The 24,363-nt window shown below is 48.9% G+C and carries 22 protein-coding genes and 2 pseudogenes; 4 read left to right on the forward strand and 20 right to left on the reverse strand.

Annotation, left to right across the window (positions count from 1 at the left end; translation table 11 throughout):
* Positions 1-71: 71 nt before the first annotated feature.
* The 3 genes from DW642_RS02495 to yfcC form a co-directional block, all read right to left on the reverse strand.
* A complete protein-coding gene (locus DW642_RS02495; protein WP_117509176.1) occupies positions 72-971 on the reverse strand; it encodes an endonuclease NucS domain-containing protein in 900 nt (299 codons plus the stop codon).
* Between the two features lie 152 nt (positions 972-1,123).
* On the reverse strand, positions 1,124-2,272 hold the full coding sequence (gene iadA, locus DW642_RS02500) for a beta-aspartyl-peptidase (protein ID WP_117509177.1): 1,149 nt from the start codon (positions 2,270-2,272) through the stop codon (positions 1,124-1,126).
* A gap of 15 nt (positions 2,273-2,287) precedes the next feature.
* Positions 2,288-3,808 carry a putative basic amino acid antiporter YfcC gene (yfcC, locus tag DW642_RS02505; RefSeq protein ID WP_022462924.1) on the reverse strand — a complete coding sequence of 507 codons (1,521 nt, stop codon included), beginning with the start codon at positions 3,806-3,808 and terminating at the stop codon, positions 2,288-2,290.
* Positions 3,809-4,089: 281 nt separating this feature from the next.
* Between yfcC and DW642_RS16465 the strand changes: the two genes are divergently transcribed.
* Positions 4,090-4,248 carry a hypothetical protein gene (locus DW642_RS16465; protein WP_330410090.1) on the forward strand — a complete coding sequence of 53 codons (159 nt, stop codon included), beginning with the start codon at positions 4,090-4,092 and terminating at the stop codon, positions 4,246-4,248.
* Positions 4,220-4,875, forward strand: a pseudogene (locus DW642_RS16735) (SulP family inorganic anion transporter); the annotation flags it as partial. The gene DW642_RS16465 and the pseudogene DW642_RS16735, both read left to right, overlap by 29 nt.
* A gap of 198 nt (positions 4,876-5,073) precedes the next feature.
* Here the strand turns inward: DW642_RS16735 and DW642_RS02515 are convergent.
* The 6 genes and pseudogenes from DW642_RS02515 to DW642_RS02540 all read right to left on the reverse strand — a co-directional run.
* A pseudogene (locus tag DW642_RS02515) lies at positions 5,074-5,454 on the reverse strand (MFS transporter); the annotation flags it as partial.
* Positions 5,455-5,486: 32 nt separating this feature from the next.
* The gene (locus DW642_RS02520) at positions 5,487-7,349 is read right to left on the reverse strand and encodes an AAA family ATPase (RefSeq protein WP_117509178.1); all 1,863 of its coding nucleotides are present in this window, start codon (positions 7,347-7,349) and stop codon (positions 5,487-5,489) included.
* A 64-nt stretch (positions 7,350-7,413) separates the two neighbouring features.
* On the reverse strand, positions 7,414-8,700 hold the full coding sequence (locus DW642_RS02525; RefSeq protein WP_117509179.1) for a DNA polymerase Y family protein: 1,287 nt from the start codon (positions 8,698-8,700) through the stop codon (positions 7,414-7,416).
* A 31-nt stretch (positions 8,701-8,731) separates the two neighbouring features.
* Complete coding sequence (locus DW642_RS02530; protein ID WP_055228600.1) at positions 8,732-9,031, reverse strand: DUF1294 domain-containing protein; 300 nt, start codon at positions 9,029-9,031, stop codon at positions 8,732-8,734.
* Between the two features lie 76 nt (positions 9,032-9,107).
* A complete protein-coding gene (locus tag DW642_RS02535; protein ID WP_117509180.1) occupies positions 9,108-9,560 on the reverse strand; it encodes a GtrA family protein in 453 nt (150 codons plus the stop codon).
* Positions 9,561-9,714: 154 nt separating this feature from the next.
* Entirely contained in the window at positions 9,715-10,119 is a 405-nt protein-coding gene (locus DW642_RS02540) for an ATP-binding cassette domain-containing protein (protein WP_117509181.1), read from the reverse strand.
* Between the two features lie 554 nt (positions 10,120-10,673).
* Here DW642_RS02540 and DW642_RS02555 point away from each other — a divergent pair.
* Positions 10,674-12,044, forward strand: coding sequence for an MATE family efflux transporter (locus DW642_RS02555; RefSeq protein WP_117509182.1), 1,371 nt, complete (start codon positions 10,674-10,676; stop codon positions 12,042-12,044).
* A gap of 80 nt (positions 12,045-12,124) precedes the next feature.
* Here DW642_RS02555 and DW642_RS02560 read toward each other — a convergent pair whose 3' ends face one another.
* Positions 12,125-12,916, reverse strand: a complete 792-nt coding sequence (locus tag DW642_RS02560) for a DUF3169 family protein (protein WP_117509183.1) — start codon at positions 12,914-12,916, stop codon at positions 12,125-12,127.
* On the reverse strand, positions 12,913-13,122 hold the full coding sequence (locus tag DW642_RS02565) for a helix-turn-helix transcriptional regulator (protein WP_055228608.1): 210 nt from the start codon (positions 13,120-13,122) through the stop codon (positions 12,913-12,915). The genes DW642_RS02560 and DW642_RS02565 overlap by 4 nt, the downstream gene beginning before the upstream one ends.
* 258 nt (positions 13,123-13,380) lie before the next feature.
* On the opposite strand from DW642_RS02565, the gene DW642_RS02570 reads away from it, so the two are divergent.
* Positions 13,381-14,346 carry an NYN domain-containing protein gene (locus tag DW642_RS02570; RefSeq protein ID WP_022462939.1) on the forward strand — a complete coding sequence of 322 codons (966 nt, stop codon included), beginning with the start codon at positions 13,381-13,383 and terminating at the stop codon, positions 14,344-14,346.
* Between the two features lie 139 nt (positions 14,347-14,485).
* Here the strand turns inward: DW642_RS02570 and DW642_RS02575 are convergent, their stop codons facing one another.
* From DW642_RS02575 to infB, 9 genes are all read right to left on the reverse strand, one after another.
* Positions 14,486-14,920 (reverse strand): dUTP diphosphatase, encoded by a 435-nt coding sequence (locus DW642_RS02575; RefSeq protein WP_022462938.1) that lies wholly within the window; start codon positions 14,918-14,920, stop codon positions 14,486-14,488.
* A 25-nt stretch (positions 14,921-14,945) separates the two neighbouring features.
* Positions 14,946-15,440, reverse strand: coding sequence for an anaerobic ribonucleoside-triphosphate reductase activating protein (nrdG, locus tag DW642_RS02580; protein WP_055228610.1), 495 nt, complete (start codon positions 15,438-15,440; stop codon positions 14,946-14,948).
* Positions 15,441-15,540: 100 nt separating this feature from the next.
* Positions 15,541-17,637: a polyribonucleotide nucleotidyltransferase gene (locus tag DW642_RS02585; protein WP_117509184.1), complete on the reverse strand. Its 2,097-nt coding sequence runs from the start codon at positions 17,635-17,637 to the stop codon at positions 15,541-15,543.
* 208 nt (positions 17,638-17,845) lie between these two features.
* Positions 17,846-18,112, reverse strand: coding sequence for a 30S ribosomal protein S15 (rpsO, locus tag DW642_RS02590; RefSeq protein WP_022462935.1), 267 nt, complete (start codon positions 18,110-18,112; stop codon positions 17,846-17,848).
* Positions 18,113-18,398: 286 nt separating this feature from the next.
* Entirely contained in the window at positions 18,399-19,334 is a 936-nt protein-coding gene (locus tag DW642_RS02595; protein WP_055265450.1) for a bifunctional riboflavin kinase/FAD synthetase, read from the reverse strand.
* A complete protein-coding gene (gene truB / locus DW642_RS02600) occupies positions 19,331-20,257 on the reverse strand; it encodes a tRNA pseudouridine(55) synthase TruB (protein ID WP_117509185.1) in 927 nt (308 codons plus the stop codon). The genes DW642_RS02595 and truB overlap by 4 nt, the downstream gene beginning before the upstream one ends.
* A 72-nt stretch (positions 20,258-20,329) precedes the next feature.
* The gene (locus tag DW642_RS02605) at positions 20,330-21,313 is read right to left on the reverse strand and encodes a DHH family phosphoesterase (protein WP_117509186.1); all 984 of its coding nucleotides are present in this window, start codon (positions 21,311-21,313) and stop codon (positions 20,330-20,332) included.
* On the reverse strand, positions 21,300-21,686 hold the full coding sequence (rbfA, locus tag DW642_RS02610; protein ID WP_022462931.1) for a 30S ribosome-binding factor RbfA: 387 nt from the start codon (positions 21,684-21,686) through the stop codon (positions 21,300-21,302). Before rbfA ends, DW642_RS02605 begins: the two co-directional genes overlap by 14 nt.
* A gap of 15 nt (positions 21,687-21,701) precedes the next feature.
* The gene (infB, locus tag DW642_RS02615) at positions 21,702-24,311 is read right to left on the reverse strand and encodes a translation initiation factor IF-2 (protein WP_334291847.1); all 2,610 of its coding nucleotides are present in this window, start codon (positions 24,309-24,311) and stop codon (positions 21,702-21,704) included.
* Between the last annotated feature and the right edge of the window lie 52 nt (positions 24,312-24,363).

The raw sequence follows: 24,363 nt of genomic DNA on the forward strand, positions 1-24,363 counted from the left end.
CGCCTCCTTTGATTTTGAGTTTGGCTTGCGACACCATTCTCATTCTATCACAGTCCAGTTTTTACCATGCTTTATAACGTCTCCTGATACGCCCGATCAATCAGCTTCTTTGCCTTCTGAAAGTCTTCTGCCGTCTTGATTGACACTTCTAGCTCCCCCGTTCCGTAATGTCCAATCCCGCGGGTATCTCTTGTGAATCCTTCTTCCAGTTCAACAGTGTCCGGGTCGAGTTTCATTCGGAGCAGGATCTGTTTGTTATAAATTTCAATGCAGAAAATGTTCTGCACTTTCTTATAGGCCAAATACAGCTTCAATTGGTTTGGAACAAGATCGTCTCCCAGCGATTCGATGTAGTCACAAAGCGCCGTATATAATGTTTTGAAATGGCTGCTTGCTGATGACAGCTTCTCTAAATGTGTTTTCTGTGTGTATGTACTACTTGTTGTTGAAATGGTTGATGTTTCCGTTACTGGCTTTGCCACCGGTGTGTTCAGATGTTCAAACAGCAACAGATCTTCCCCATATTTCCGATATTTCACCAACTTGATATTCCTCTGCATCTGATTCACTGCATGCACGTCGTATTTCGTAAAATCATTTGCAATACAAATCACACAAGGCACCGACCAATCAATCTGGTCTGCTACTTCCATACCCAATTTTTCAATCACAAGCAGTTTGAAATCCGCTTTGTGATCCAGAAGCCAATCCAGATAGAATAATCCCTGATTAATTACGTTCTCGCTCGAGCTTCTCTTATACTCAAAAATCACTGGGCTATTATTTTCATCAATTCCGATGCTGTCCATTCTTCCGGATGTGATCATATATTCACTTTTCAGAAAACGAACGCCGAAAAATGTCTCCATGTTCTGCTCTATCGTTGTTTGCAGTTGTTTCTCCAATACTACCGTGGAAGAGGTGCGCTCTTTCACAACCGTTCCGACCTCAAAAAGTTTTATTTCCGACACTGCAGTTTCTCCTTCCCTGTCGCAAGATATATGTTCATTATATCGTACCTTCTTACAAAATACTATTGTAAAACATTCTTTCCTCAGGCATTCCCATCAAAAAAGGCCGCAGCTCCGCAAAGCTGTGACCTTTTCCCAATATTACCAATATGCTATTTCCGATACACCGTCTTCCCCCGTGCAACGACTTCCTGAATCTCTAGTCCCTGATCCAGTACGCAAAGATCCGCATCATATCCTTCCCGGACCTTGCCTTTTCCTTTCAGTGACAGGATCTCTGCCGGGTTTGCCGTAATCGTCGAAATTGCGGTTTCCAGCGGAATTCCCGCTTTCTCCACGCATTCTTTTACTTCTTTCAGCAAACAGCTCGACTGGCCCATGCCCATCCGCAGGAATTCTCCCTTCTCATTAAAGATCGGCAGACTGCCCTGACCGTCGGATGAGATGGTGATGTGTTTCGGATTCACGCCTGCATCCAGCATGCGGCGGATTCCTTTGCACACGCGGACTTCATCACAGACAGTTTCCCAGTAATCGATCTCTTCATTTCCGGTGAAATCGACCGCACCGCCCTTTACGGCGTATTCAATTGCCTTCTGGAACAGCTTCTCGTTCCGGTTGACATGGGTCGGGAGGAACTGGCTGGCCGGGATTTCGGTTTCGCTGATGACGCGTTCGATCAGCTCCATACATCTTGCACCGTCGCCAAGGTGGACATTGATCACTCCCGCTTTCCCGGAAAGAACACCGCCGAGGCGCGTGTCTGCTGCCAGTCGGGTGAATTCTTCGAAGGTCGGCTGTGAGGATCGGTGGTCCGAGATGGCGATTTCGCCGGTTCCGATGATTTCTTCGATCATCATGATATCTTTCGTAATTCCATCCGTCAGTGTACGCACCGGAACCTGATAGCTGCCGGTGTAGCACCAGGCGGACATGCCCTGCTCCCGGAGGCCTTTTGTTTTTGCCACGAGCGCGCACATGTCACGGCCAATGCCGTCAGTTCCGAGGCAGCCGACAACGGTTGTCACACCGAACTTGTTCAGGCCTTCCATCGTCGCCTCCGGGGTGCGGTTGGCAAAGCCGCCCTCACCGCCTCCGCCGAGCACGTGAACATGGCAGTCAACAAAGCCAGGTGTCAGGACAAGTCCGGTTCCGTCTACGGTCTCCGCGCCAGAGAGCAGGCCGTCTGCCGTTATCGTGCCGGCATCTGCGATCTTGACAATTTTATCATACACAGTAAGAACGTCTTTTCTTCCGAGGTGTTCCGGCGCATAGACGTCTATGTTCTGAAATAATATCATTTTCTCTCACTCCTCTTAAAATCCAATGGCAACCGCAATCAGAATCGTAATGACTGCTCCAATCATCAGTATCCCTAAGAATTTCCACATGAATTTGATCCAGTTCGACCACTCGATTTTTGCAATCGCCAGGGAGCCGATCAGACAGCCGGAGGTCGGGACGATCAGGTTTGTGAAGGCATCACCGAGCTGGAACGCAAGGACGGATGTCTGGCGGGATACGCCGAGAAGATCCGCGAGCGGTGCCATGATCGGCATGGTGATCGCCGCCTGACCGGAGCCGGATACGACGAAGAAGTTGAAGACCGACTGGAACACATACATCAGCACGGCTGCGGCTGCACCGGAAAGACCGGCCAGTGCCTGTGAGATGCCGTACATAATGGTGTTGATAACGGTCGGTGTGGTCGGATCAGAACCGCCGAGCACCTGCATGATGCCCTGTGCCATCGCAACAACGAGTGCTGCGCCGATCAGGTCTTTTGCGCCGTCTTTGAAGGAAACGGCAATGTCGTTCACTTTCATGTCATTCAGATGGAAAATGACACCGATCACACCTGCCACAATTCCCATGATGAAGAACTGGGTTGCGATTTCGGCCATGTAATAGCCTTTTGCCATAACGCCCCAGATGACCCAGACAACGGTAACGGCCAGTGTTACCAGAACTAAGATATGGCCGATGCCGAAGGAATGGCCCTCGTCGATGCCTGTTTTTTCGTTCTGATCACGGAAATACTGGTCGCTTTCGTAAGCAACGGAGATTTCCGGGGTCTTTTTGACTTTTGCTGCATAGAACATGGTCATGCCGCAGCCAAGAGCGGTGAATACGACCCACATCACCATACGGAAACCTGCGCCGGAGAAGACGTCAACGCCGGCGATTCCCTGTGCGATTCCGACGGAAAACGGGTTCATCCAGGAAGATCCAAAGCCGATCTGTGTTGCCACGTACGTAACAAGCACGGCAATGACGGTGTCGTATCCGACAGCGACAAACAGCGGGCAGAGGATCATGGTGAACGGAAGGGCCTCTTCTCCCATTCCGAACACGGCTCCGCCGAGGGAAAACAGGACGAAAAGGACCGGGATCAGCAGTTTTTCGGCTCCTTTTGCTTTACGGATCAGGCCGATCAGACCGGCTTCAACGGCTCCGGTGCGGATCATGATACCGAAAGCGCCGCCGACTACCATCAGAAATGCGATGATTTCGATGGCGGAGCTGCTGATAATTCCGTTATACATATAATTGAAAAATCCGGTTCCGCCGTCGCCGCTGAACAGTGCAACACCTTCTGTGACCGGTTTTCCTGCAGCATCGGTCAGATACTGGAAGCTTCCGTCTTTGATGACGGTACGGGTCTTTTCTACCCCGTTCATCAGGTACGTGACATCCTCCGTCTCGTAATAGCCTTTCGGGACGAGGAAAGTCATGACGGCCGCGATAACCACCACAAAAAAGATGATAATGTAGGTATCCGGCACGTTAAATCCCCTGTTGAATGATTTCAGGCCTTCGCCTTTCTTTTTGCTCATATTTTGAGATTTCCTCCATTTGATATTCTATTCTCGTTTTTAACACGCATGGATTAGTGTACCATAGATCATAGAGGAAAGTCACTGAAAAAATCAAAAAAGTAACAGAAAAATTTTCCATTCGGATTTTTCTGCCGGCTGTGTGCAATGTCATGCATAACATGATTGTATAGAAAGACAAACAATTCCTTTTTGGGTTTCCTGCTCCCCGTCTCTTATGCTATACTTGGAAAGTTGTTCTAACAGTAATACAAATCTAATACAGAAAGCGAGCTTTTCAAATGAATTCGTTCAAACCAATGCTACTCACTTCTCTGAAGTCCTATGACCGCGCGCAGTTTGCCAAAGATGTGACTGCCGGTATCATCGTTGCGATCATTGCACTTCCTCTTTCTATCGCACTGGCTCTTGCTTCCGGCGCTTCATCTGCCGGTTTTTGACATGAAACTGATTCAGTCGGCGATTCCAAATGCGTTTACGATCGCGGTGCTTGCGGCGATTGAGTCGCTTCTCTCCTGTGTTGTTGCGGACGGCATGATCAACAGCAAGCATCGTTCGGATACAGAGCTGATTGCACAGGGTGCTGGAAATATTGCTTCTGCGCTTTTCGGCGGTATTCCGGCTACGGGAGCGATTGCCAGAACGGCGGCAAATATCAAAAACGGCGGACGCACGCCGACAGCTGGGTCTATGTAGACGATGATTCCCCGGCGGTGGATGAACATCTGCAGAAGCTGCCGCTGGAAATCCGTGTATACGAGATCACAGGACCGCTCTTCTTTGGCGCGGCGGATGCGATTGAGCACATCGTGGTAAAGGATTTCACAAAATGTCTCGTTCTCCGGATGCGGAGCGTACCGGCGATCGACAGTACAGCCATGAATGCACTCCAGAATCTGACGAAGCTCTGCGAATCGAAAGGGATCACCATCGTCTTCTCTCATGTGAATGAGCAGCCGATGAAGGTGATGAAAAAATCCGGCTTTGTGGAGCTTGTCGGAGAAGAAAATTTCTGTTCGAATATTTCGGATGCATTAAAGCATGCGGAGGAGCTGATTTCGAGATAATGTGAAACTGCAGCTGCCGCAGCATCTGGTCTGTATCACCTGTGATCCTTTCTCCTTTATGCCGGATAGCTTCTACACATAAAAAAGGCTGCCGTGCTGAGTACTGACCTATGCTTTTCCGTTCATCACGCAGTTAATCTTTTTCTCATCGTAAAACATCAGTATCAGTCCGCCTGCGCCGCAGAATACAGCTGCACCGAACGCCGCATTGATCCAGCTGTTTTCATTCACCGGTGACCAGAACACCAGCACGGTGGAAAGTGCCAGCGGCAGGGACGCGCCTTTTAAGAACGGGATCCGCCGTCCGTTTTTTGAAGTGCACCGGTCTGACCAGGACGCAATCATCGGATCAGTGAATGCATCAAAAATTCTTCCGAAGGCTGTGATCCCTCCAATGATGGTAAAAACCCCGAAAATCACCAGCCCCTGCGGTATGAATACCGTCTGTCCCTGGCTGATTGCGGTTTCATCCGGCTGATAAAAGTACACCAGCCAGTTCGATATGATACCAGACAGCAGCGCCCATCCAAACTGGCCTGCTGCGAACTGCCATATCTTTGCCGTTGTTAATTTTTTCATTTTGCTTCCCCCTGTTTTGTCTTCTCCTGTTTTTATACCGTCCAAATTTTTACATTTTTTCCAGAAAAGGCGATTCCAAGTTTGATGACTTCCGTAACCCCTTCCTGCCGCATTTCTGTATCGTATCGCTGTGTTTCAATCTGGTTTAATGCTTCTTTCGCTAATTTTTTCAGTGTGTCTTCTGTAATCCCCTTTTTCCATTTTAGTTCCATCAGAATGCCAGGATACCGGAGTTCTCGCGGGAACAGGCTGATATCGTACCGTCCCTCTCCGAATTCCCGGTTGGATGTGATTTTATACTGTTGATCCAGCAATGCAATCAGTCCCAGTACCAGTCCATGGTAAAAACCTTCTGCGCCCGCATCGTAAAAACTGATCGACTTGTCCATATATTCTGCAATCGCACTCTGCAGCTTTTTCACGTCATTCGTATACAAACTTTCCGCAATCTGATCTGCTGTTGTCCTCGTTACTGCTCCAATCTGCAGCAGATAGGATACAATCTCGGCTTTGTAAACTGCCGCAATCTCCCGGTTGGGGATAGATACCTCGCACAGATAAGCGCCGTCTGTCTGCAATTCTTTTTTGGGTGTCTTCAGATATCCGGCGACCAGAAGCAGACTATAAATACTTGCGGGCTCTTCCAGCAGTGACCGGTACACTACATTTTGATCAATTCTCGCAACCACTCGCTCTCCCTGCAGCAATGCATACAATTTCTCTATGACATCCTCTGTCGCTGTCTTCAGAACTTCTTCCAGAATTTCATTCTTTCCGGTGTTTACCCAATATGCCTTTGGAATACACCCCTGTGCAATATAGTTGACCACGGACCAGGGATTGTAAATTTCTTCTGCGCCAAAAAGATATCCGTCATACCAGGTTTTAAGCTCTGCTTCTTTTTCGAGAGCACCGTAATCCCGCAGCATTTTATGGACTTCTGCACGGGTAAATCCAAAGTATTTATCATATGTCTCATCCAGAATGGAATTTACCGTCAGATTATTCAAACCACTGAATATACTTTCCTGTGCAATCCGCAGAATTCCAGTTAAAAAACCGTACGACAGATGCCGGTTGTCTTTGAATGCGCCGGAAAAGAAATTCCGCATAAATCCAACAATTTCTTCATAAAACTTTTTCGAATAGCCTTCCTGAATCGGTGCATCATATTCATCGATCATAATGATCGGTGCTTTTCCATAATGTTCATGAAGCATTTTGGAAAGTTTCTGCAGAGACGAGGAGAGCTCTACTTCATTCGCCTGACCTGCCAGTATTTTCCGAAAATAATCCTTCTCGTATGGTTCCAGTTTCTCACTCATCCCCAATTCCTTATGTCTGCCGAACTCTTCCTGTACCAGCTCTGCAATTTTTGCAAAAGTCAGTTCCCAGGACGCAAATTTTATATCTTTAAACGTCAGAAAAATAACCGGATATTTTCCCTGATGCTCTCGGTATTCTTCTCCACATTTCCAGATTTCTTTGTCCCGGAAATACTGGCTGGTATCTGTATCGGAAATTTCAAAGAAAACGCGAAGCATATCCATATTCAACGTCTTTCCAAATCGTCTCGGCCGCGTAAACAGTGATACCAGTGGTTTTCGATCCAGAAATTCTTTGATCATTCCTGTCTTGTCCACATAATAATATTCCGACTGTGCCCGTACGTAATCCGATATTCCGATCGGGAGTGGCTTTCTTGCTTCTTTTTCCTCTTTTTTTACATACTTTCCTGACAGTACTCTGCCGTCTGCAGGTTTTTCTGCTCCATCTGGAATCCGCCAGCTCTTTCCTTCTTTTACGACACCTGGAATTTTACCTGTTTTACAGAAAGTTGTTACGGTACGCTCTGTAACGCCCCACTGTTTTGCCATTTCTTTACAGCTTTTCATCTGTATCCTCCTTTCCGGCATTCTTCTTTCTGATTATTCTATATTATTTTCGGAAATATATCAATTAATGTTTTATATTTTTCCGAATATTGTCATCATTTTTCATCTCTGCCTTCGCTTTTCTCGCAATCCCCTGTGTGCCGTTCAGGATGCTCGCGCGAGTGACTTTGTCGTTGCCGTATTTCTGGCGGATCGCGTCGAGGGCGGCATCGAGTTTACGGCTTTTCTCCTTCTTTTCGGGATCTTCGAAGAGGGAGAGCTGTTCGAAATCGTCTTCGGTAAGACCGGTCACGGCGACGCCGATCAGGCGGAGGGGCTCGCCTTTCCAGGATTCGCGGAAGAGCTGTTTGGCGCAGCGGTAGATTTCATCTGTCACATCGGTCGCATTGGGGAGTTTGGTCTGGTGTGAACGGTTTCGAAACTCGAGAGTGCGAAACGTTACGGAAACGGAGGTGCATTTTTTCTTTTTCCGACGCATGCGGGCGGCTACGATGTCGCACTGGGCGAGAAGGATCGGATTCACCTGTTCGATGGAGATGATGTCCTCGTTGAAGGTCGTCTCGGCGCTGAAGCCTTTGGCCTCGTCGGGCTGCGCTTTTACAGGGGAATCATCGATGCCGCGGGCGTACTGGTAGAGCTGATGGCCGTTTTTCCTGCCGATCAGCGTCTGAATATCCGCTTCGCGCGCATGCGCCAAGTCTCCGATTGTGCGGATTCCGGCCTCGATCAGTTTCTTTTCGGATGCTTTTCCGAGGAACAACAGCTCGCGTACCGGAAGCGGCCACATTTTTTCGGGGATTTCTTCTGGGAACAGAGTGTGTACTTTGTTTGGTTTTTCGAAATCAGATGCCATTTTGGCCAGGAGTTTATTTGTGGAGATTCCAATATTGACGGTAAATCCAAGCTCCTCGTAAATCCGGTCCTTGATTTCGTGCGCCGCCGCAATCGGGTCCGGATACAGAAGGGAAGTTCCCGTCATATCGAGGAATACCTCATCGATCGAAAAGGATTCCATGACCGGGGTGTAGGAGGCGCAGATTTTCTTGAAGGCACGGGAACACCTGACGTAGAGGTCGAAATCACTCGGGACAATGACCATGTTCGGACATTTCCGCAGTGCCATTGCCACAGGTTCACCGGTCTGGACACCGCATTTTTTCGCCGGGATCGACTTTGCCACAACGATTCCTGTCCGCTTCGTCGGATCGCCGCCGATACAGGCAGGAATGTCCCGCAGATCCGGCAGTCCCTCTTTGATCCGCCGCACCGACTCCCAGGATAAAAAGGCGCTGTTGACATCTACGTGAAAAATCAGGCGTTCTGTTGTCGCCTTCGTTTGTTCTTCTCTCATTTTTTAACCCTCTTTCAAATTCTGCTGCTCTCTATGCAAAAAACAGCAGACCTGCTTTTGCCAGAAAGAAAAGAAGAAGGATCTGCGCCGCCAGCATCAGCGGGACTCCAATCGTGAATTTCTTTTTTCTTGTCTTGTGATGAAACAGGTGCATGCCCAGCAAGGCTCCCACCGAGCCGCCGGCTGCCGCAAGTCCAAGCAAGGTGGAAACGCGGATTCTCCATTTTCCCCGCACCGCACTTCGTTTGTCGATTCCATAGACTGCTATGGTAATGATATTAATACAAATCAGGTAACTCCACAATACTGTCTGTAAGATCGAATGTTCCATTTTTTACGCACCAGCCTTTCTTTTTTCAAAAAAGGCAGCGTTTTTCTGCGCTGCCTTTTTCAAACTCTTTTCAAAATTACTTTTTCTCCAGAAATATTTTTCTGGTCACAAAATTGTATACCATAACAATCGCCGTCGCGAATACTTTCGCGATTGTGTAGATCAGGTTATGGCCTATGTTCTGCTGCAGTGCAACATTACCGCCGTAGATCGGGCCTACGACGATCCAGATCAGGAAACTGTTGAGCAGCATGCCGATCAGGGAAAGGACGACAAAGGTGATGAACTCGACTTTTTTGTTCATTTCTTCTTTCCGCTCAAAGACAAATTTGAAGCTTAAAATGTAATTTGCAATGACCGATACGGTAAATCCGGCAACGGAACCGATGAGGGATGCCGCTTCAAAGTAAGAGCTGGAAGTCAGCGCCATCACAAGATTCAGGACAATAAGACCGGTCACGTAGTCGATGCCGAAGCTGATAACGCCGACGATACCGAATTTCACAATCTGTGCAAATAATTTCTTCATGTTTTTCCTCTTGTTTCTTCTATTATTTTCGAGTCAACGACTCTATGAGAATACCATATCACGGCAGTTTTTTCAAGTTTCCGTATTGTTTTTCCTCACGTCAAAAACGCCGGATTTCACATACAAACATGAAATCCGGCGTCTTTGAATTTCTCTAAATCTCCCGTTTCTCCATAAATCTTACACTGATCCCATACGAAATCAGCACAACTGCGATGCTTACCGCAAAAATTCCCGCCTGTCCAGGAACGTTTCCCGTGATGGTGCCAAGCAGCTCCGCGATCGTAAACTGCCCGTTGAAGCCCGACTCTGCCAGCGATACACCGATTTTCTGCCGGTCCTGCAGTGTGATCTCTGTGATCGGTTTTCCAAAGAGTTCGATCGTTCCGCTTTCCGCTTTTACAAGGCCGAGCATCAGGCGGATCGCCGTGCTCTTTCCTGCTCCGTTTTTTCCGATGAGTCCGGTGATTCTTCCCTCCGGAACTTCGGTCCGTTTTGAGCCCGGTGAAGAAAAAGAGGTGAAAAAGCTCGATTTTGACCAGCGGATTTCCGCATCCATCCACAACCATCATCACTGATGCGGTTTTTGTCCGTACCTTCGGAAGAATGGGCCGACCTCTTTTCGCGGGCAGGCTCATTCCGTATCTTATGATTTTCAGGAGACTTTTTATGTCCGAACTTAATTTTTATCTTCTTCAGATCAACGATGCTTTATTTCCAATCGGTGCGTATTCACACTCGCAGGGACTCGAGACGTAAATCTCTTTCTCTCACGATCGGAGCACGCAGATACCCTTCTGGAGGAAATCCGGGAATTTCTTGCCTCCGATCCGGAAATTGACGGCGGCGCAACTATACTTTCCTGCGGTGATCTTGCAGTTCGTATTTTCGGTCTACGCGCGCAAAGGCTGCAGCAAATGGCGGAAAAAATAAAGTCTGCATATGACAAATTTTTATAACTGTCTATTCAAGTCGTTCACTTTTCCCTTCGTCAAATTTCGCAGAAAAAATGTCAAAATAAGGATATGACAACCTCTTCAGAATGTGATAAAATAACTTTCGTTTTAAGCGAAGATAAAACTTATTTTACCATCATTTCGAGGAGGTTTTCTCATGGAAAAAGACATGACAAAGGGAAGTCCGCTTCCGGTCATTCTGCAGTTTACGCTGCCGCTGATTATCGGAAACATTTTCCAGCAGCTCTACAACATGGCAGACACGATTATCGTTGGCCGATATGTCGGAGCGGATGCACTGGCTGCAGTTGGTTCTACGGGAACGATTATGTTCCTGGTGCTTGGATTTGCGCAGGGCATCACAGCAGGCTTTACGGTTCTGACATCGCAACGGTTCGGTGCAAAGGATACGCGCGGAGTAAAGCGAAGTGTGGCAAACGGCATTCTACTGGCTCTCCTTTTCACGGTTGTCCTGACGTTCTTCAGCATGATCTCCATGCGGCCGCTGCTGCATCTCATGAACACACCGGAAAATATTTTTCAGGACGCTTATTCCTATATTATGATTATCTGCGGTGGCCTGATCGCTACGATTTTTTACAATCTGCTTTCCTCCTATCTGCGTGCAGTAGGAAACAGCCAGACTCCGCTGATGTTCCTGATTTTTTCGGCTGTATTAAATGTTCTTCTGGATCTGCTTCTCATCATTCGTTTTAAAATGGGCGTTGCGGGAGCCGGATATGCAACCGTTTTCTCCCAGGGAATTTCTGCTGTGCTCTGTCTTTTTTATATTTATCGCTCCATGCCGGATATGTGGCCGGAAAAACACCACTGGAAGCTTCATGCGGCAGATTCCCGCCATCAGCTCTCGATGGGCATTCCGATGGCACTCCAGTTTGCCATCACCGCATCCGGCACAATGATTATGCAGGCTGCCATTAACCTGTTCGGCTCGGAGGCAGTTGCCGCTTTCACGGCGGCCTGTAAGCTGCAGAATCTGGTCACACAGGGCTTTTCCGCAATGGGACAGACGATGGCAACCTACAGCGGGCAAAATTTCGGAAAGGGCGATATTCCACGGATTAAAAAGGGAGTTCGCGCTGCACTTCTGACTTCCATCACATATTCGATCGCAGCCGCTGTTCTCGTCTTCCTTCTTCTGAAGCCATGTCTTTCCCTCTTCTTCTCGGGTGATGTCGATATGGCCGCCATGATGCCATGGGCAAAGACTTATTCCTATATGTGTGCTCTTTTTTATGTACCGCTCTGCACCATCTTTATTTTCCGAAATGCAATGCAGGGTTGCGGCTACGGCTTTCTACCTATGATGGGCGGTGTTTCTGAACTCTTTGCGCGCCTTATTGTAGCTGTGATTGCCATAAAAGTCATCAGCTATCCGCTCGCCTGCTTCTGTGACCCGGCAGCCTGGGTGACGGCAGCTGTCTTTACCGGTGTTTCGTATCTGTTTGTCATGAAGGATATCGACAAAAAGTATAATTCAAAGATACCGACGGCTCCGATCAGCTGACATTTTTCATACCAAACGCAAAACTGCGCGGAATGCACGATTCTGAAATGCATTCCACGCAGTTTTTTGTATTTACAGGATTACAGATTCAGTTTTGCTTTCTGCAGACTTACACAGGAACGATGATATGTGAGTGTCATCGTCAGATAAATGACGCCCACGACAATGACTGCGAGAATACCGGTATGGAACACCAGATGCAGGATCATCGTCGCACACAGCAGGATCTGAATCATCTTGCCCAGCGCCATATAGGCCTTATAGGCACTCTGATATACCATCTCTTTTTCTGCCTCATCGCAACTTGCCATCCAGTCTTTCTGGAAGTTTTTTGAGTTCATATCGCCTCTCTTCTCCGGGTGAGCTGCCTGAACCATTTTTACATAACGCATCTGATAATAGCCATAGAGAAAGAAGTTGATACAAAACAGAGCACAGGTTGCCAGGAATCCGGCGAGCTCTTTTCCCGATGCTTCTTCCAGCCAAGAACGGGAAAAGGTAAATGTCAGCACGATGATATCGCAGACCTGCGAAATCACATTGCAGTTCATCAGCATCGCGCCGTATTTCTCTTCTTCATAGCTTAAGACTTCGTACTGTTCATCCTCTGCTTCTTCGAGATGCTTCATCGTATCCTTTAATTTCCGGCTGTAAAATTCCATCAGGACAATGCTTACAACGAAAATTACCGCAATGATCGGCAGTGCCAGCGGGCGGACCAGATCGCTCAGATCACTCATGCCATTTTTCACACCGAACGTCATAAAAATTCCGACAAAAAAACCGCAGACTCCGCCGATTCCCAGATAAATCAGCATCCGCTTCGTCAGCTTTCCGTAGGAATTTGGTTTGTTCCCCTGTTTTTCTTTCATGGTTCATCCTCCTCATATTGAAAAATATCTTCTACTTTTACTTCACAGATTTTTGCAAGTTTTAATGCCAGTGTCACCGACGGTGAATAGTCTCCCCGCTCAATCAGGCTGATGGTCTGTCTCGATACTCCCGCCATTTTTCCAAGGTCGGTTTGGTTGATGCCAAGCTTCGAACGGTACTCTTTTAACTGATTGTACAGCGGCATCGCAGTATCTCCTTTCACTTTATTTTTAGATGAGCTCTCTATTTGACAACTTTTCTTGTCATCTACTACTCTACTATTGACAACTTTATTTGTCAATAGTTTTGACAAGTTTTTTTGTCATTGTCAAGCAGATATTCGCAATGGAAGTAGGGGACTTACTTGATTCGGTTAAACTCCCAGTTGATTTGTGGGCTGAAATGTACTAAACTAGAGGTATCTATTTTCGTAACTATTCAAGCCGCAGAAAGGACAGAATCTATGGAACAGAAAGACAGCCGGTTTGCCGTATTGATCGATGCGGACAATGTTTCCCCGAAATACATCAAATATATCCTGGACGAGGTTTCGGACCAGGGCGTCGCTACTTACAAGAGAATCTACGGGGACTGGACCGATATCTCGAAGAAAAGCTGGAAGGAGCAGCTCTTACGCTACTCAATCAACCCGATCCAGCAGTATAGCAATACGAACGGAAAGAACTCAACCGACTCCGCAATGATCATCGATGCCATGGACATCCTCTACTCCGGAAATGTGGAGGGCTTCTGCCTGGTTTCTTCGGACTCTGATTTTACCAAGCTGGCGCAGCGTCTGCGTGAATCCGGCATGTTTGTGCTCGGCATGGGCGAGCAGAAAACCCCTTCTTCCTTCCGCGTTGCGTGCGATGCCTTTAAAATTCTCGAAATCATTTCCCAGAACGAGGACGATATCTCCCCTGCGATTACCGCTGTCTCGGAAAATCCGGCGCGCTACGGCACTTCTCAGGACGAACCCCCTTCCATTACAAGCAAGGCAGAAATCGAGCGGACGGTTTCCCGTGTACTGACAGAGAACAATGATCACGGAAAAAATACGACACTTAGTGAGATCGGCAGTATCCTGCAGAAGAAATTCTCAGAGTTTGACGTTCGAAATTACGGTTATTCCAAACTTTCCACGTTTCTAGAAAGCATGAACGATATCGAAGTGCTGAAAACCGGTCATAATTACCTCGTAAAGGAACGCCAGAACACCGTATCGCGCCAGCAGATTGAAAAATGTATCACGGATCTGATCTGCTCCAACGGAGGCCATATCGACAACCTCAGCATTATTCACGATGCCCTGCGGAACCGTTTCCCGGGCTTCGATGTGAAGCAGTATGGATATAGCAGGATTTCAAGTTTTATCAACAGTTTCAAAAAATTCAAAATCACAAACAATACGGTACAGATGAAACAATAGCATTTAAAACATAAACCAGATTCGCCGGATCCGGATCGTGCTTGATATACCATGTACATGTTTGGTGTGCCCGCAACAAAAAGCCCCCGGAAATGTCAGATTTTCTGACACCCGGAGGCTCTTTTTATTTCGTCTGTTGTTATCTTTTTCCTGTACTTCCAATTCCGCCGCGGTCCTCGCCGTTTAAGTGGTCAACTTCTTCAAAGCCGATGGTCGGCTGGTGTTTCTCGATGCGGAACTGGCAGATGCGGTCATTCACATGAATCACGGTGTCGCGCAGGGCATACGCCGGCATGTAGAACCAGTCGTTCGGTCCGCAGTAGCTCTCATCGATGATACCGCAGTGGTTCGTCTGGATAATACCGAAGTTCTTGAAGGTGCTGCTTCTCGGCACAATATGCGCCTCATAGCCTTCCGGCAGCTGCATCGCAACGCCGAGGTGAATCAGCTTAAATTCTCCGGCCTTTAACTCCACTTCCTCTGCTGCGCGCAGATCGATCCAGTCGGACTTTCCGTCGATATAGCGCAGGCGCTCAATTTCATCGTTTAAATACTGAATTTTAATGGTTTCCATAAAGCGTCTCCTTTTCTTTTTGTGTCTATTTCTCGCCGAACAGTACGACTTCGCCGCGTGCTCTCGTCTTTTTCACATCAATGACTCTCTGATTCGGGCTGCCCTTCCATTCCAAGGTAACGTCCCTCTGGGCAAGAATAAAGCGGCCGTCCACAACCACGTCCGTGTAATCCATCAGTTCCAGATCACAGACGGATTCCCACTCATATCCGGTGTAAACCCAGATATCTTTTTTCGGATATCTTTCCTTGATCTCTTTTGCCAGAGCCGTCACATCCGCCCGGTTTGCCTCATACAGCGGATCTCCGCCGGAAAAGGTGATGCCGGAAATGTAGTCCTTGTCCAGCTGTTCAAAAATTTCTGCCTTTGCCGCGTCATCAAACGGGATGCCGCCATTTGGATCCCAGGTAATCGGATTCTGACATCCCTTGCAGTGATGACCGCATCCGGCGACCCAGAGCACGACGCGCAGGCCGTCTCCGTTCAGCATATCGTCTTTCGTTATATTATGGTATCTCATAGCTTTCACTCCTATTGGACATAAGAAAACACAGAAAAACGAACCGTTTTGCAGATCCCTTTTTCTGTGTTCCCCGCTCTTTATCGTCTGGCAGATCTATTTATTTCGCGTCTGCCGGAACATCCTTGATACTGAAGCTTACACGGCCCATCTTATCTTTGCCCATGCAGACTACTTTTACAACATCGCCAAGGCTGACAACGTCTTCTACTTTCTCAACACGCTGTTTGGCGAGCTTTGAGATGTGTACCAGACCTTCTTTTCCAGGTGCGAACTCAAGGAAAGCACCGAAGTCTTTGATGCTGACAACTTTTCCGGTCAGGATCTGTCCCTCGGTAAAGTCGCTTGCGATGATCTCGATATATTTCTTTGCCTGATCCATCATAGCCTGCTCGGTTCCGCAGATGGAAACTGCACCGTCGTCTGTGATGTCGATCTTTACGCCGGTCTCATCGATGATGGCGTTGATGGTCTTTCCTCTCTGGCCGACAACTTCACCGATCTTCTGCGGGTCGATCATCATCTGGATGATCTTCGGAGCGAACTCGCCGACCGTCTTACGCGGCTCTGCGATCGTTTTCTCCATAACCTCGGTCAGGATGTACTCTCTTGCCTGTTTCGTTCTGGCAATCGCCTCTTCTACGATCTGACGGGTCAGTCCATGGATCTTGATATCCATCTGGATTGCAGTGATTCCGTCGTGGGTACCAGCTACCTTAAAGTCCATGTCGCCGAAGAAGTCTTCGAGACCCTGGATATCGGTCAGTACGAGGTAATCATCATCGGTCTCGCCTGTTACCAGACCGCAGGAGATACCTGCAACCGGTTTTTTGATCGGTACACCGGCAGCCATCAGAGACATGGTGGATGCACAGATACTTGCCTGGGAAGTAGAACCGTTAGACTCGAAGGTCTCGGATACGGTACGGATTGCGTACGGGAACTCTTCCTCGGTCGGAAGTACCGGAACCAGGGCACGTTCTGCCAGAGCACCATGGCCGATCTCACGGCGTCCCGGTCCGCGGGACGGTTTTGTCTCACCTACAGAGTAGGACGGGAAGTTGTACTGATGCATATAACGTTTGGAGGTCTCGAACTCATCCAGTCCGTCCAGTTTCTGTGCTTCGGAAAGCGGAGCCAGTGTTGTTACGTTGCAGATCTGAGTCTGTCCACGGGTGAACATAGCGGAACCATGAACACGCGGGATAATGTCAACCTCTGCTGCCAGAGGACGGATTTCTGTGATCGCACGGCCGTCCGGACGTTTGTGGTCTTTTAAGATCATCTTACGAACGGTCTTTTTCTGATACTGGTAAACAGCCTCGCCTAATACTGCCAGCCACTCTTCGTTGTCGGCAAATGCCTCCTCGAGTTTCTCGGTGATGACGCGGATGTTTTCTTCTCTTGTCTGTTTGTCATCGCTGAAAACAGCCTCTTCCATCTCTGCCGGAGGAACGATCTCTTTGATCGCTGCAAACAGCTCTTCCGGAATAGCGCAGCTCTCATAAGCGTGTTTCGGTTTTCCAACCTCTGCTACGATGCTGTCGATGAATTTGATGATTTCCTGGTTTACTTCGTGTGCTTTGTAGATGGCGTCGATCATTTTTGCTTCCGGAATCTCTTTTGCTCCGGCTTCGATCATGATGACTTTCTCTCTGGTGGAAGCTACGGTCAGTTTCAGGTCGGATACTGCTTTCTGTGCGAGAGTCGGGTTTACGATGAACTCGCCGTCGATCATACCGATCTGAGTCATGGCACACGGACCGTCAAACGGGATGTCGGAAATGCAGGTTGCGATTGCGGAACCCAGCATTGCGACTACTTCCGGATCACACTCCGGATCTACGGACATTACCATGTTGTTTAAGGTAACATCGTTGCGGTAATCTTTTGGGAACAGCGGACGCATCGGACGGTCAATGACACGGCTGGTCAGAATTGCGTGCTCGCTTGCTTTTCCTTCTCTTTTGTTGAATCCGCCCGGGATTTTTCCAACGGCGTACATCTTCTCTTCGTACTCAACGCTTAATGGGAAGAAGTCGATGCCATCACGCGGTTTCTCAGATGCGGTTGCTGTAGAAAGAACTACAGTATCGCCATAATGCATAAATGCTGCGCCGTTTGCCTGTTTTGCTACACGGCCTACGTCTACGGTCAGGGTTCTGCCTGCCAGTTCCATAGAAAAACTCTTGTACATAAATAATCTCCTTTTTTTCTTCTGAGCAGAATTTCCGAAACAACTGAAAAGCACACCGGAATACGGACAAGATGCAGCTTTCAATGTGTTTTTCAGTGGTCTCGGATAAAATTCCTGCGCCCAGAATGGCTCCATGTCGTTTGCTGTCTTTGATCTTACAAGCAAAGAAACGGGCGGAAAATGTATCCCGCCCGTTGTTCCAAGCTGATTATTTTCTGATTCCTAACTTCTCGATTAAAGCACGGTATCTTTCAATATCAGTTTTCTTTAAGTAGTCAAGCAGACCACGTCTCTGACCAACCATTTTCAGAAGACCTCTTCTGGAGTGATGATCTTTGTGGTGAACTTTCAGATGCTCAGTGAGCTCCTCGATTCTTGCGGTAAGAACAGCTACCTGTACTTCCGGTGATCCTGTATCTCCCTCAGTTCTTGCATACTCTTTGATGATTGCCTGTTTTTTTTCTTTCGAAATCATTTTAAATTCCTCCTGTTATTTTGATTGCACCGCTGACTAAGAAGTGGTCGGAGTGTCCTGCCTCTGAATCAGGGTCCGGGGATCTTTTTTGTCCCGCATACTCGATTAGTATAGCATACGCTTTTCGAATTGTAAATACTAAAATCAGATGTTTTCGCGATGAATTTTCACGTAGTTACAGTTCTCCGAACTGTAACTTTCGCAGCTCTCATTTTAAGTTTTGCTTCGCAAAAGGAGAGCTGCCCACACCTGAATCACTTTCTTACGCAGCGAAACAGCGAGTGTTTCACTGCTGAGCGAACTTTTTTTCTACATATTTTTTTCCTGCCGCAACATCATGATCGAGCTGGTTTTTTAGCGCGTCGATCGAAGCAAATTTCTGCTCCGGGCGCAGGAATTTTAACAGAGAAACCTCCGCCTGTTTTCCATAGAGATCCTCGCTGCAGTCAAAAAGATTCGTCTCCACGCCGGTAAATTTTTCCTGTACCGTCGGCTTAACACCGATGTTTGTGATACCGTAATAAATTTTTCCTTCGATTTTCACCTCGGAAACGTAGACGCCGAACGGCGGAAGCAGCTTTTCTGCCGGCGGGATCTGATTGATGGTCGGCACGCCGATCGTTCTGCCGAGTGCATGACCGTGGACAATCTCGCCGTGAACCGCGTAATCGTAGCCGAGCAGACCGCTCACGGCTTCCATATTGCCCTGTTCCAGCTCTTCCCGTGCCCAGGTGCTGCTGATCTCGCGGCCGTTTTCCTCTGCTTTTTCGATGATCTCGGTTTCAAAACCAAGGGACGGGCCCATTTCTTTCAGCATTTCGGCTGTGCCGCTTCTCTTGTAGCCAAAACCGAAATCCTTTCCCACAACAACTTTTTTCGCGTGCAGCTTATCCACCAGAATCTCTTTGATAAAGGCTTCCGGCGTCATGTGCATCACTTCATCCACAAACGGGCATTCCACAAGGCAGTCCATGCCAAGCTGTTCGAGCCGGGCTCTTCTCTCCTCATTCGTCAGCAGCTGATGCGGCTTGACATGCTGCACTTTCGACTGCGGCGGCACGTCAAACGTAAACACAACCGTTTCCAGTCCTTCCGTTCTGCCGATTGCAAGGACACGACGGATCAGAAGCATATGCCCCCGGTGGAGGCCGTCAAATTTTCCCAGGGTTACAACGCTGTCCCCTCTGCTATCAAAATCCAGTGTTTTTGTTAGATATCTCATGTTCTCTCCAGAAATAACTTGACCGGTCTGGTTAAGTTTTGTGATGGTCTGTATTGATAAATACCGACAAACGTTCCGCCATCGAGATAAAGGCGGAACTCCTCGTCTTCTGCGAAGTCCCCGCCGGAAGCAGTTTCCCCGATTTCGCGGATCTGCGCCGGTTTCAGCGGATTTCCGTTTTCCGCAAGCTTTTTCGCATGATCGTCCGCTGTCGCAAAGCTGCGCAGCGCGGCAAACATTTCATCGACCGGCACGAGGATCTCCGAAAGGCGGCCCTCACCGACAATCGCTGCGATCTCGTCAAGCGTGTGCGCTCCGTTTCGGTCAAACTGGCCGACTCTCGTGCGGATCAGCTGCTCCATACATCCGTGGCAGCCCAGTTTTTCGCCGATATCGTGGCACAGGGTGCGGATATACGTTCCCTTCGAACACGTTACCTCCATGCGCACCAGCGGAAGCTTCACTTCCAGAATGCTGATCTCGTAAAAGTGCACCGTGCGGGCCTTCCTCTCGATCTCGATGCCTTCCCGCGCCAGCTCGTAGAGTTTCTTTCCATTAACCTTCAGCGCGGAATACATCGGCGGCACCTGCTGCTGCTCCCCGACAAACGAGGCGATGCAGTCCCGCACCTCTTCTTCCGTCACGGTCACTGGCGCTTCTGCTGTCACGGTTCCGCTCATGTCCTGCGTATCCGTTGCGATTCCAAGGTGAAGCAGCGCTTCATACGTCTTCGTTTCATCGGTCAGCATATCGCAGAGACGCGTTCCCTTTCCAAGGCAGACCGGAAGCACGCCCGTCGCATCCGGGTCTAGGGTTCCGGTGTGGCCGATTTTTTTCTGGTGCAGGATGCCGCGCAGCTTCGCAACCACGTCATGCGACGTAAATCCCGCCTCTTTCCATACGTTCAGAACTCCGTTTATCATGTTGTTTTGTCTCCCTCTTTTTCACAAGAAAACCGGGCGTGGATATATTTTCTGCGCCCGGCTGTTTCCTGTTTATGCTTCTTCCTCTGTCGTCTCTTCTTCCTCTTCTGCAAGAAGCTGTTTTTCGATATACAGAGTCAGATTGTTGATTACATCATACGGAGAACCTGACATCGTGCAGCCAGCCGCACGGATATGGCCGCCGCCGCCGAATACGGCTGCGATTTTGCTCACATCAACCAGCTCGTCGGAGCGGAGGCTTACTTTGAAGACCTGCGGCTCCAGCTCATACAGAAAAATCGCTACGTGAACGCCTTCTGTATTTTTTAACTGGATGACAATGCCGTCCATATCTCCCGATGTCAGGCCATAGAAGTCCATGACCTTCTTCCGCACGATACCGACAATACACTGCTTGTCGAGAAGCATGATGCTCTCTGTCAGCGTGCGTCCCATAATCTGGTTCTGTACGTATGTTTTCTTGAAGAATGCATCCTCGATGATTCTGGTAAACGGAACTCCCTTTTCCATCAGAGCGGCCGCAACCCGCATCGTGTGCGGAGAGGTGCTGCTGTACTGGAATACGCCGGAATCGGTCACAATACCGGTGTACAGCGCCTCGGCGCACGGCTCGGAGATCTTTTCTTCCTCCAGCAGTCCGAACAGCACCTCGCAGGCAGAGCTTGCATCCGGCTCTACGTGATTGATTTCGCAATATTCTGTATTCGTCACATGGTGATCGATGCAGATCGTCTTTCCCGCTTTTGCAAGAAGCGGTGCGGCAACGCCGATGCGGTCCTCGCTGGATACATCCAGAAGGACCACAAGGTCGTACGCTTTCTCTTCACAGCTTGTCTTTACCTCAGAAAAGCCCGGAAGATAGGAAAATTCCGGCCGTGGATCCTCAAGATAGACATCTGCCTGAATCTCCGGCCGATTGTCGCGAAGATACTGGTATAATCCCAGGCAGGAACCGATGCAGTCACCGTCCGGACGAACGTGTCCGGCGATGGCCATGCAGGAGACTCCGTTTAGAATTTCATCAATTTTCTTCATTTTCCTCATCCTTTTTGTCTTCTTTGTGTGTTACTTCATCAATCAGTTTCGACATCGTAACGCCATATTCAATCGACTCATCCAGGACAAAGGTCAGCTCCGGTGTATTGCGGAGGTTAATGGTCTTGGCCAGCATACGGCGGATGAAGCCCTCCGCGCTCTTTAAGCCGCGGATGGTTTCTTTCTTCGCCTCATCATCGCCAAACACACTGATATATACTTTACACGTCTTCAGATCCGGCGCTACCTCTGCCGCTGTGACAGAGGTCATCATTCCGATGCGCGGATCCTTGATCTCGTTCCGGATGATGTTGGAAAGCTCTTTCTGTACTTCCCCGTTGATCCTGGTGTTTTTAATACTGTTTTTTCTCAACTTAATTCCTCATTTCTATCTCGGCACTTCTACCATGATATAAGCCTCGACCTGATCGAACTCCTGAAGATCGTTGAATCCTTCAAATACAAGACCGCACTCATAGCCGGAGCGCACTTCTTTGACATCGTCTTTGAAACGTTTGAGGGATGCCAGATTTCCTTCGAAGATCTGGTTTCCTTCGCGGCTGATTCGAACTTTGCAGCCTCTCTGGAACGTTCCGTCCAGTACATAGCTTCCGGCGATCGTTCCGACACCGGATGCCTTGAAGAGCTGACGTACCTCGGCATGGCCGATAACTTTCTCTTCGTAAACCGGCTCAAGCATACCCTTCATGGCTGCCTCAACATCCTCAATTGCCTGGTAGATGACACGGTACAGACGGATGTCTACGCCGTTCTGCTCTGCCATGGATTTTGCGTTCGCATCCGGGCGTACGTTAAATCCGATAATGATGGCGGAAGATGCGGTTGCCAGCATAACGTCGGACTCGTTGATCGCACCGACACCTCCGTGGATGACGCGTACGGCAACTTCCTCGTTGGAGAGTTTGACAAGACTCTGTTTTACTGCCTCGACAGATCCCTGTACATCGGCTTTGACAACGAGTGCCAGTTCTTTTAAGTTACCCTCCTGAATCTGGTTGAACAGATCATCCAGGGACATCTTCGCTTTTGTCTCCTCAAGCAGGTTCTTCTTGTTCTCTGCCACGAAGGTTGCTGCGAAGTTCTTTGCTTCTTTATCGTTATCGGTCTGAACGAGGATCTCTCCTGCGTTCGGAACATCGGAAAGTCCGAGGATCTCAACCGGAGTAGACGGGCCTGCCTCTTTGACGCGGCGTCCCTTATCATCCATCATCGCACGGACTTTACCGGAGCATGCGCCTGCTGCGATGTAATCGCCGACATGCAGGGTACCTTTCTGTACCAGAATGGTAGCAACCGGTCCTTTTCCTTTATCCAGCTCAGCCTCGATGACAAGACCTCTTGCTTTCCGGTTCGGGTTTGCTTTCAGCTCGAGCACTTCGGAAGTCAGAAGGATCATTTCCAGCAGATCGTCGATACCTTCGTTGTTCTTTGCAGATACCGGAACAAATACGGTGCTTCCGCCCCAGTCCTCCGGAATCAGTTCGTACTCGGAGAGCTCCTGTTTTACACGCTCTACGTTTGCGCCTGGTTTATCGATCTTATTGATCGCAACGATGATCTCAACGCCGGCTGCTTTTGCATGGTTGATTGCCTCAACGGTCTGCGGCATCACACCGTCGTCTGCTGCGACAACGAGAATGGCGATATCCGTTGCATTGGCTCCACGCATACGCATAGCAGTGAATGCCTCATGTCCCGGGGTATCGAGGAACGTAATCTTCTGTTTGTTGATCGAAACGGTGTATGCACCGATGTGCTGGGTAATACCGCCAGCCTCGCGGTCGGTGACATGGGTGTTCCGGATGCAGTCCAGAAGAGATGTTTTACCGTGGTCAACGTGTCCCATAACGCAGACTACCGGCGGACGCGGAACCATGTCTTTTTCATCCTCTTCGTCCTCTTTTAAGAGCTCTTCGATCACATCGACTTTCTCTTCCGGCTCAGCGATGATGTTATAATCAAGCGCGATTTCCTGTGCTTTTTCGAAATCGATCTCATGGTTTACGGTAACCATCGTTCCTTCCATGAACAGTTTCTTTACGATGACTGCCGGCTGCATTTTCATCTTCTCAGCCAGCTCGCGGATAGTCATTTTCTCCGGCAGGGTAATCTCCTTTACCTCATCCTTCGGAGCTTCCTGTTTCGGTTTGTTGACCGGTTTCTGGAGCGCTTTCGGGAGTCTGGACTGCTGATGATGTCCCTGGTTCGGACGGTTTCCGCCTCTTCCTCTGTCTTCACTGAATTTATTTTCTCTTAAAGAATCTTTGTTTTTGTCTTTTTCTTTTCTTCCTGTATCACGGCCTGGCTTCTTGATGCCAAGGCTCATTGTATCGCCTGCAGAGCTCTTATGCTCGGTTCTGCGGCGGTCTCCTCCCGGACGGCGGTTCTGATTCTGGGAATCATCATCCTTTCCTGCGAACGGTCTTCCGCCATTATTTCCCGGTCTGCCTCCGTTTGGACGTGCGGAACGCTCACCGAATGGTCTTCCGCTTCTCTCACCGTTTCCGCTTCTTCCGCCGTTATTGCGGTCTCCTCCCGGACGGTCTCCGCTGCGGTTCGGGCGGTCTCCATTGTTTCCGCCGAAGCGGCGTTCTCCCTGCGGACGGTCTCCGCTGCGGTTCGGGCGGTCTCCGTTATTGTTGAAGCGGCGCTCTCCCTGCGGACGGTCTCCATTGCGGTTCGGACGGTCTCCGTTATTGTTGAAACGGCGCTCTCCCTGCGGACGGTCTCCATTGCGGTTCGGACGATCTCCATTTCCGCCGTTTCCGTTTCCACGGTTCGGACGGTCCTCGCTTCTTCCGTTTCCATTGCGGTTTCCTTCCGGACGGCCGTTTCCGCGGGACGGACGGTCTTTTTTCTGTCCCTGGTTCTTTGTGAACTCTTTTGCTTCTTTACTTGTTGCGTTCTGCGGACGCACAACGGAAATAATTTTCTTTTTCTTCGGTTTTGCCTGCTCTTCCGGTTTCTTCATTTCCATATTTTCTGTATCTTTCTTTTCCAATGATCTTTTCTCCTCTTTCTGCGGTTTT

The sequence above is a fragment of the Blautia sp. AM23-13AC genome, from assembly GCF_003435675.1.
Lineage (GTDB): Bacteria > Bacillota > Clostridia > Lachnospirales > Lachnospiraceae > Fusicatenibacter > Fusicatenibacter saccharivorans.

What these genes read in the sequence shown, in the direction of transcription:
- iadA (WP_117509177.1), bottom strand. Translation starts at nt 2,272, where the DNA reads ATGATATTATTTCAGAACATAGACGTCTATGCGCCGGAACACCTCGGA.
- yfcC (WP_022462924.1), bottom strand. Translation starts at nt 3,808, where the DNA reads ATGAGCAAAAAGAAAGGCGAAGGCCTGAAATCATTCAACAGGGGATTT.
- DW642_RS16465 (WP_330410090.1), top strand. Translation starts at nt 4,090, where the DNA reads ATGAATTCGTTCAAACCAATGCTACTCACTTCTCTGAAGTCCTATGAC.
- DW642_RS02520 (WP_117509178.1), bottom strand. Translation starts at nt 7,349, where the DNA reads ATGAAAAGCTGTAAAGAAATGGCAAAACAGTGGGGCGTTACAGAGCGT.
- DW642_RS02525 (WP_117509179.1), bottom strand. Translation starts at nt 8,700, where the DNA reads ATGAGAGAAGAACAAACGAAGGCGACAACAGAACGCCTGATTTTTCAC.
- DW642_RS02530 (WP_055228600.1), bottom strand. Translation starts at nt 9,031, where the DNA reads ATGGAACATTCGATCTTACAGACAGTATTGTGGAGTTACCTGATTTGT.
- DW642_RS02535 (WP_117509180.1), bottom strand. Translation starts at nt 9,560, where the DNA reads ATGAAGAAATTATTTGCACAGATTGTGAAATTCGGTATCGTCGGCGTT.
- DW642_RS02540 (WP_117509181.1), bottom strand. Translation starts at nt 10,119, where the DNA reads ATGGATGCGGAAATCCGCTGGTCAAAATCGAGCTTTTTCACCTCTTTT.
- DW642_RS02555 (WP_117509182.1), top strand. Translation starts at nt 10,674, where the DNA reads ATGGAAAAAGACATGACAAAGGGAAGTCCGCTTCCGGTCATTCTGCAG.
- DW642_RS02560 (WP_117509183.1), bottom strand. Translation starts at nt 12,916, where the DNA reads ATGAAAGAAAAACAGGGGAACAAACCAAATTCCTACGGAAAGCTGACG.
- DW642_RS02565 (WP_055228608.1), bottom strand. Translation starts at nt 13,122, where the DNA reads ATGCCGCTGTACAATCAGTTAAAAGAGTACCGTTCGAAGCTTGGCATC.
- DW642_RS02570 (WP_022462939.1), top strand. Translation starts at nt 13,381, where the DNA reads ATGGAACAGAAAGACAGCCGGTTTGCCGTATTGATCGATGCGGACAAT.
- DW642_RS02575 (WP_022462938.1), bottom strand. Translation starts at nt 14,920, where the DNA reads ATGGAAACCATTAAAATTCAGTATTTAAACGATGAAATTGAGCGCCTG.
- nrdG (WP_055228610.1), bottom strand. Translation starts at nt 15,440, where the DNA reads ATGAGATACCATAATATAACGAAAGACGATATGCTGAACGGAGACGGC.
- DW642_RS02585 (WP_117509184.1), bottom strand. Translation starts at nt 17,637, where the DNA reads ATGTACAAGAGTTTTTCTATGGAACTGGCAGGCAGAACCCTGACCGTA.
- rpsO (WP_022462935.1), bottom strand. Translation starts at nt 18,112, where the DNA reads ATGATTTCGAAAGAAAAAAAACAGGCAATCATCAAAGAGTATGCAAGA.
- DW642_RS02595 (WP_055265450.1), bottom strand. Translation starts at nt 19,334, where the DNA reads ATGAGATATCTAACAAAAACACTGGATTTTGATAGCAGAGGGGACAGC.
- truB (WP_117509185.1), bottom strand. Translation starts at nt 20,257, where the DNA reads ATGATAAACGGAGTTCTGAACGTATGGAAAGAGGCGGGATTTACGTCG.
- DW642_RS02605 (WP_117509186.1), bottom strand. Translation starts at nt 21,313, where the DNA reads ATGAAGAAAATTGATGAAATTCTAAACGGAGTCTCCTGCATGGCCATC.
- infB (WP_334291847.1), bottom strand. Translation starts at nt 24,311, where the DNA reads ATGGAAATGAAGAAACCGGAAGAGCAGGCAAAACCGAAGAAAAAGAAA.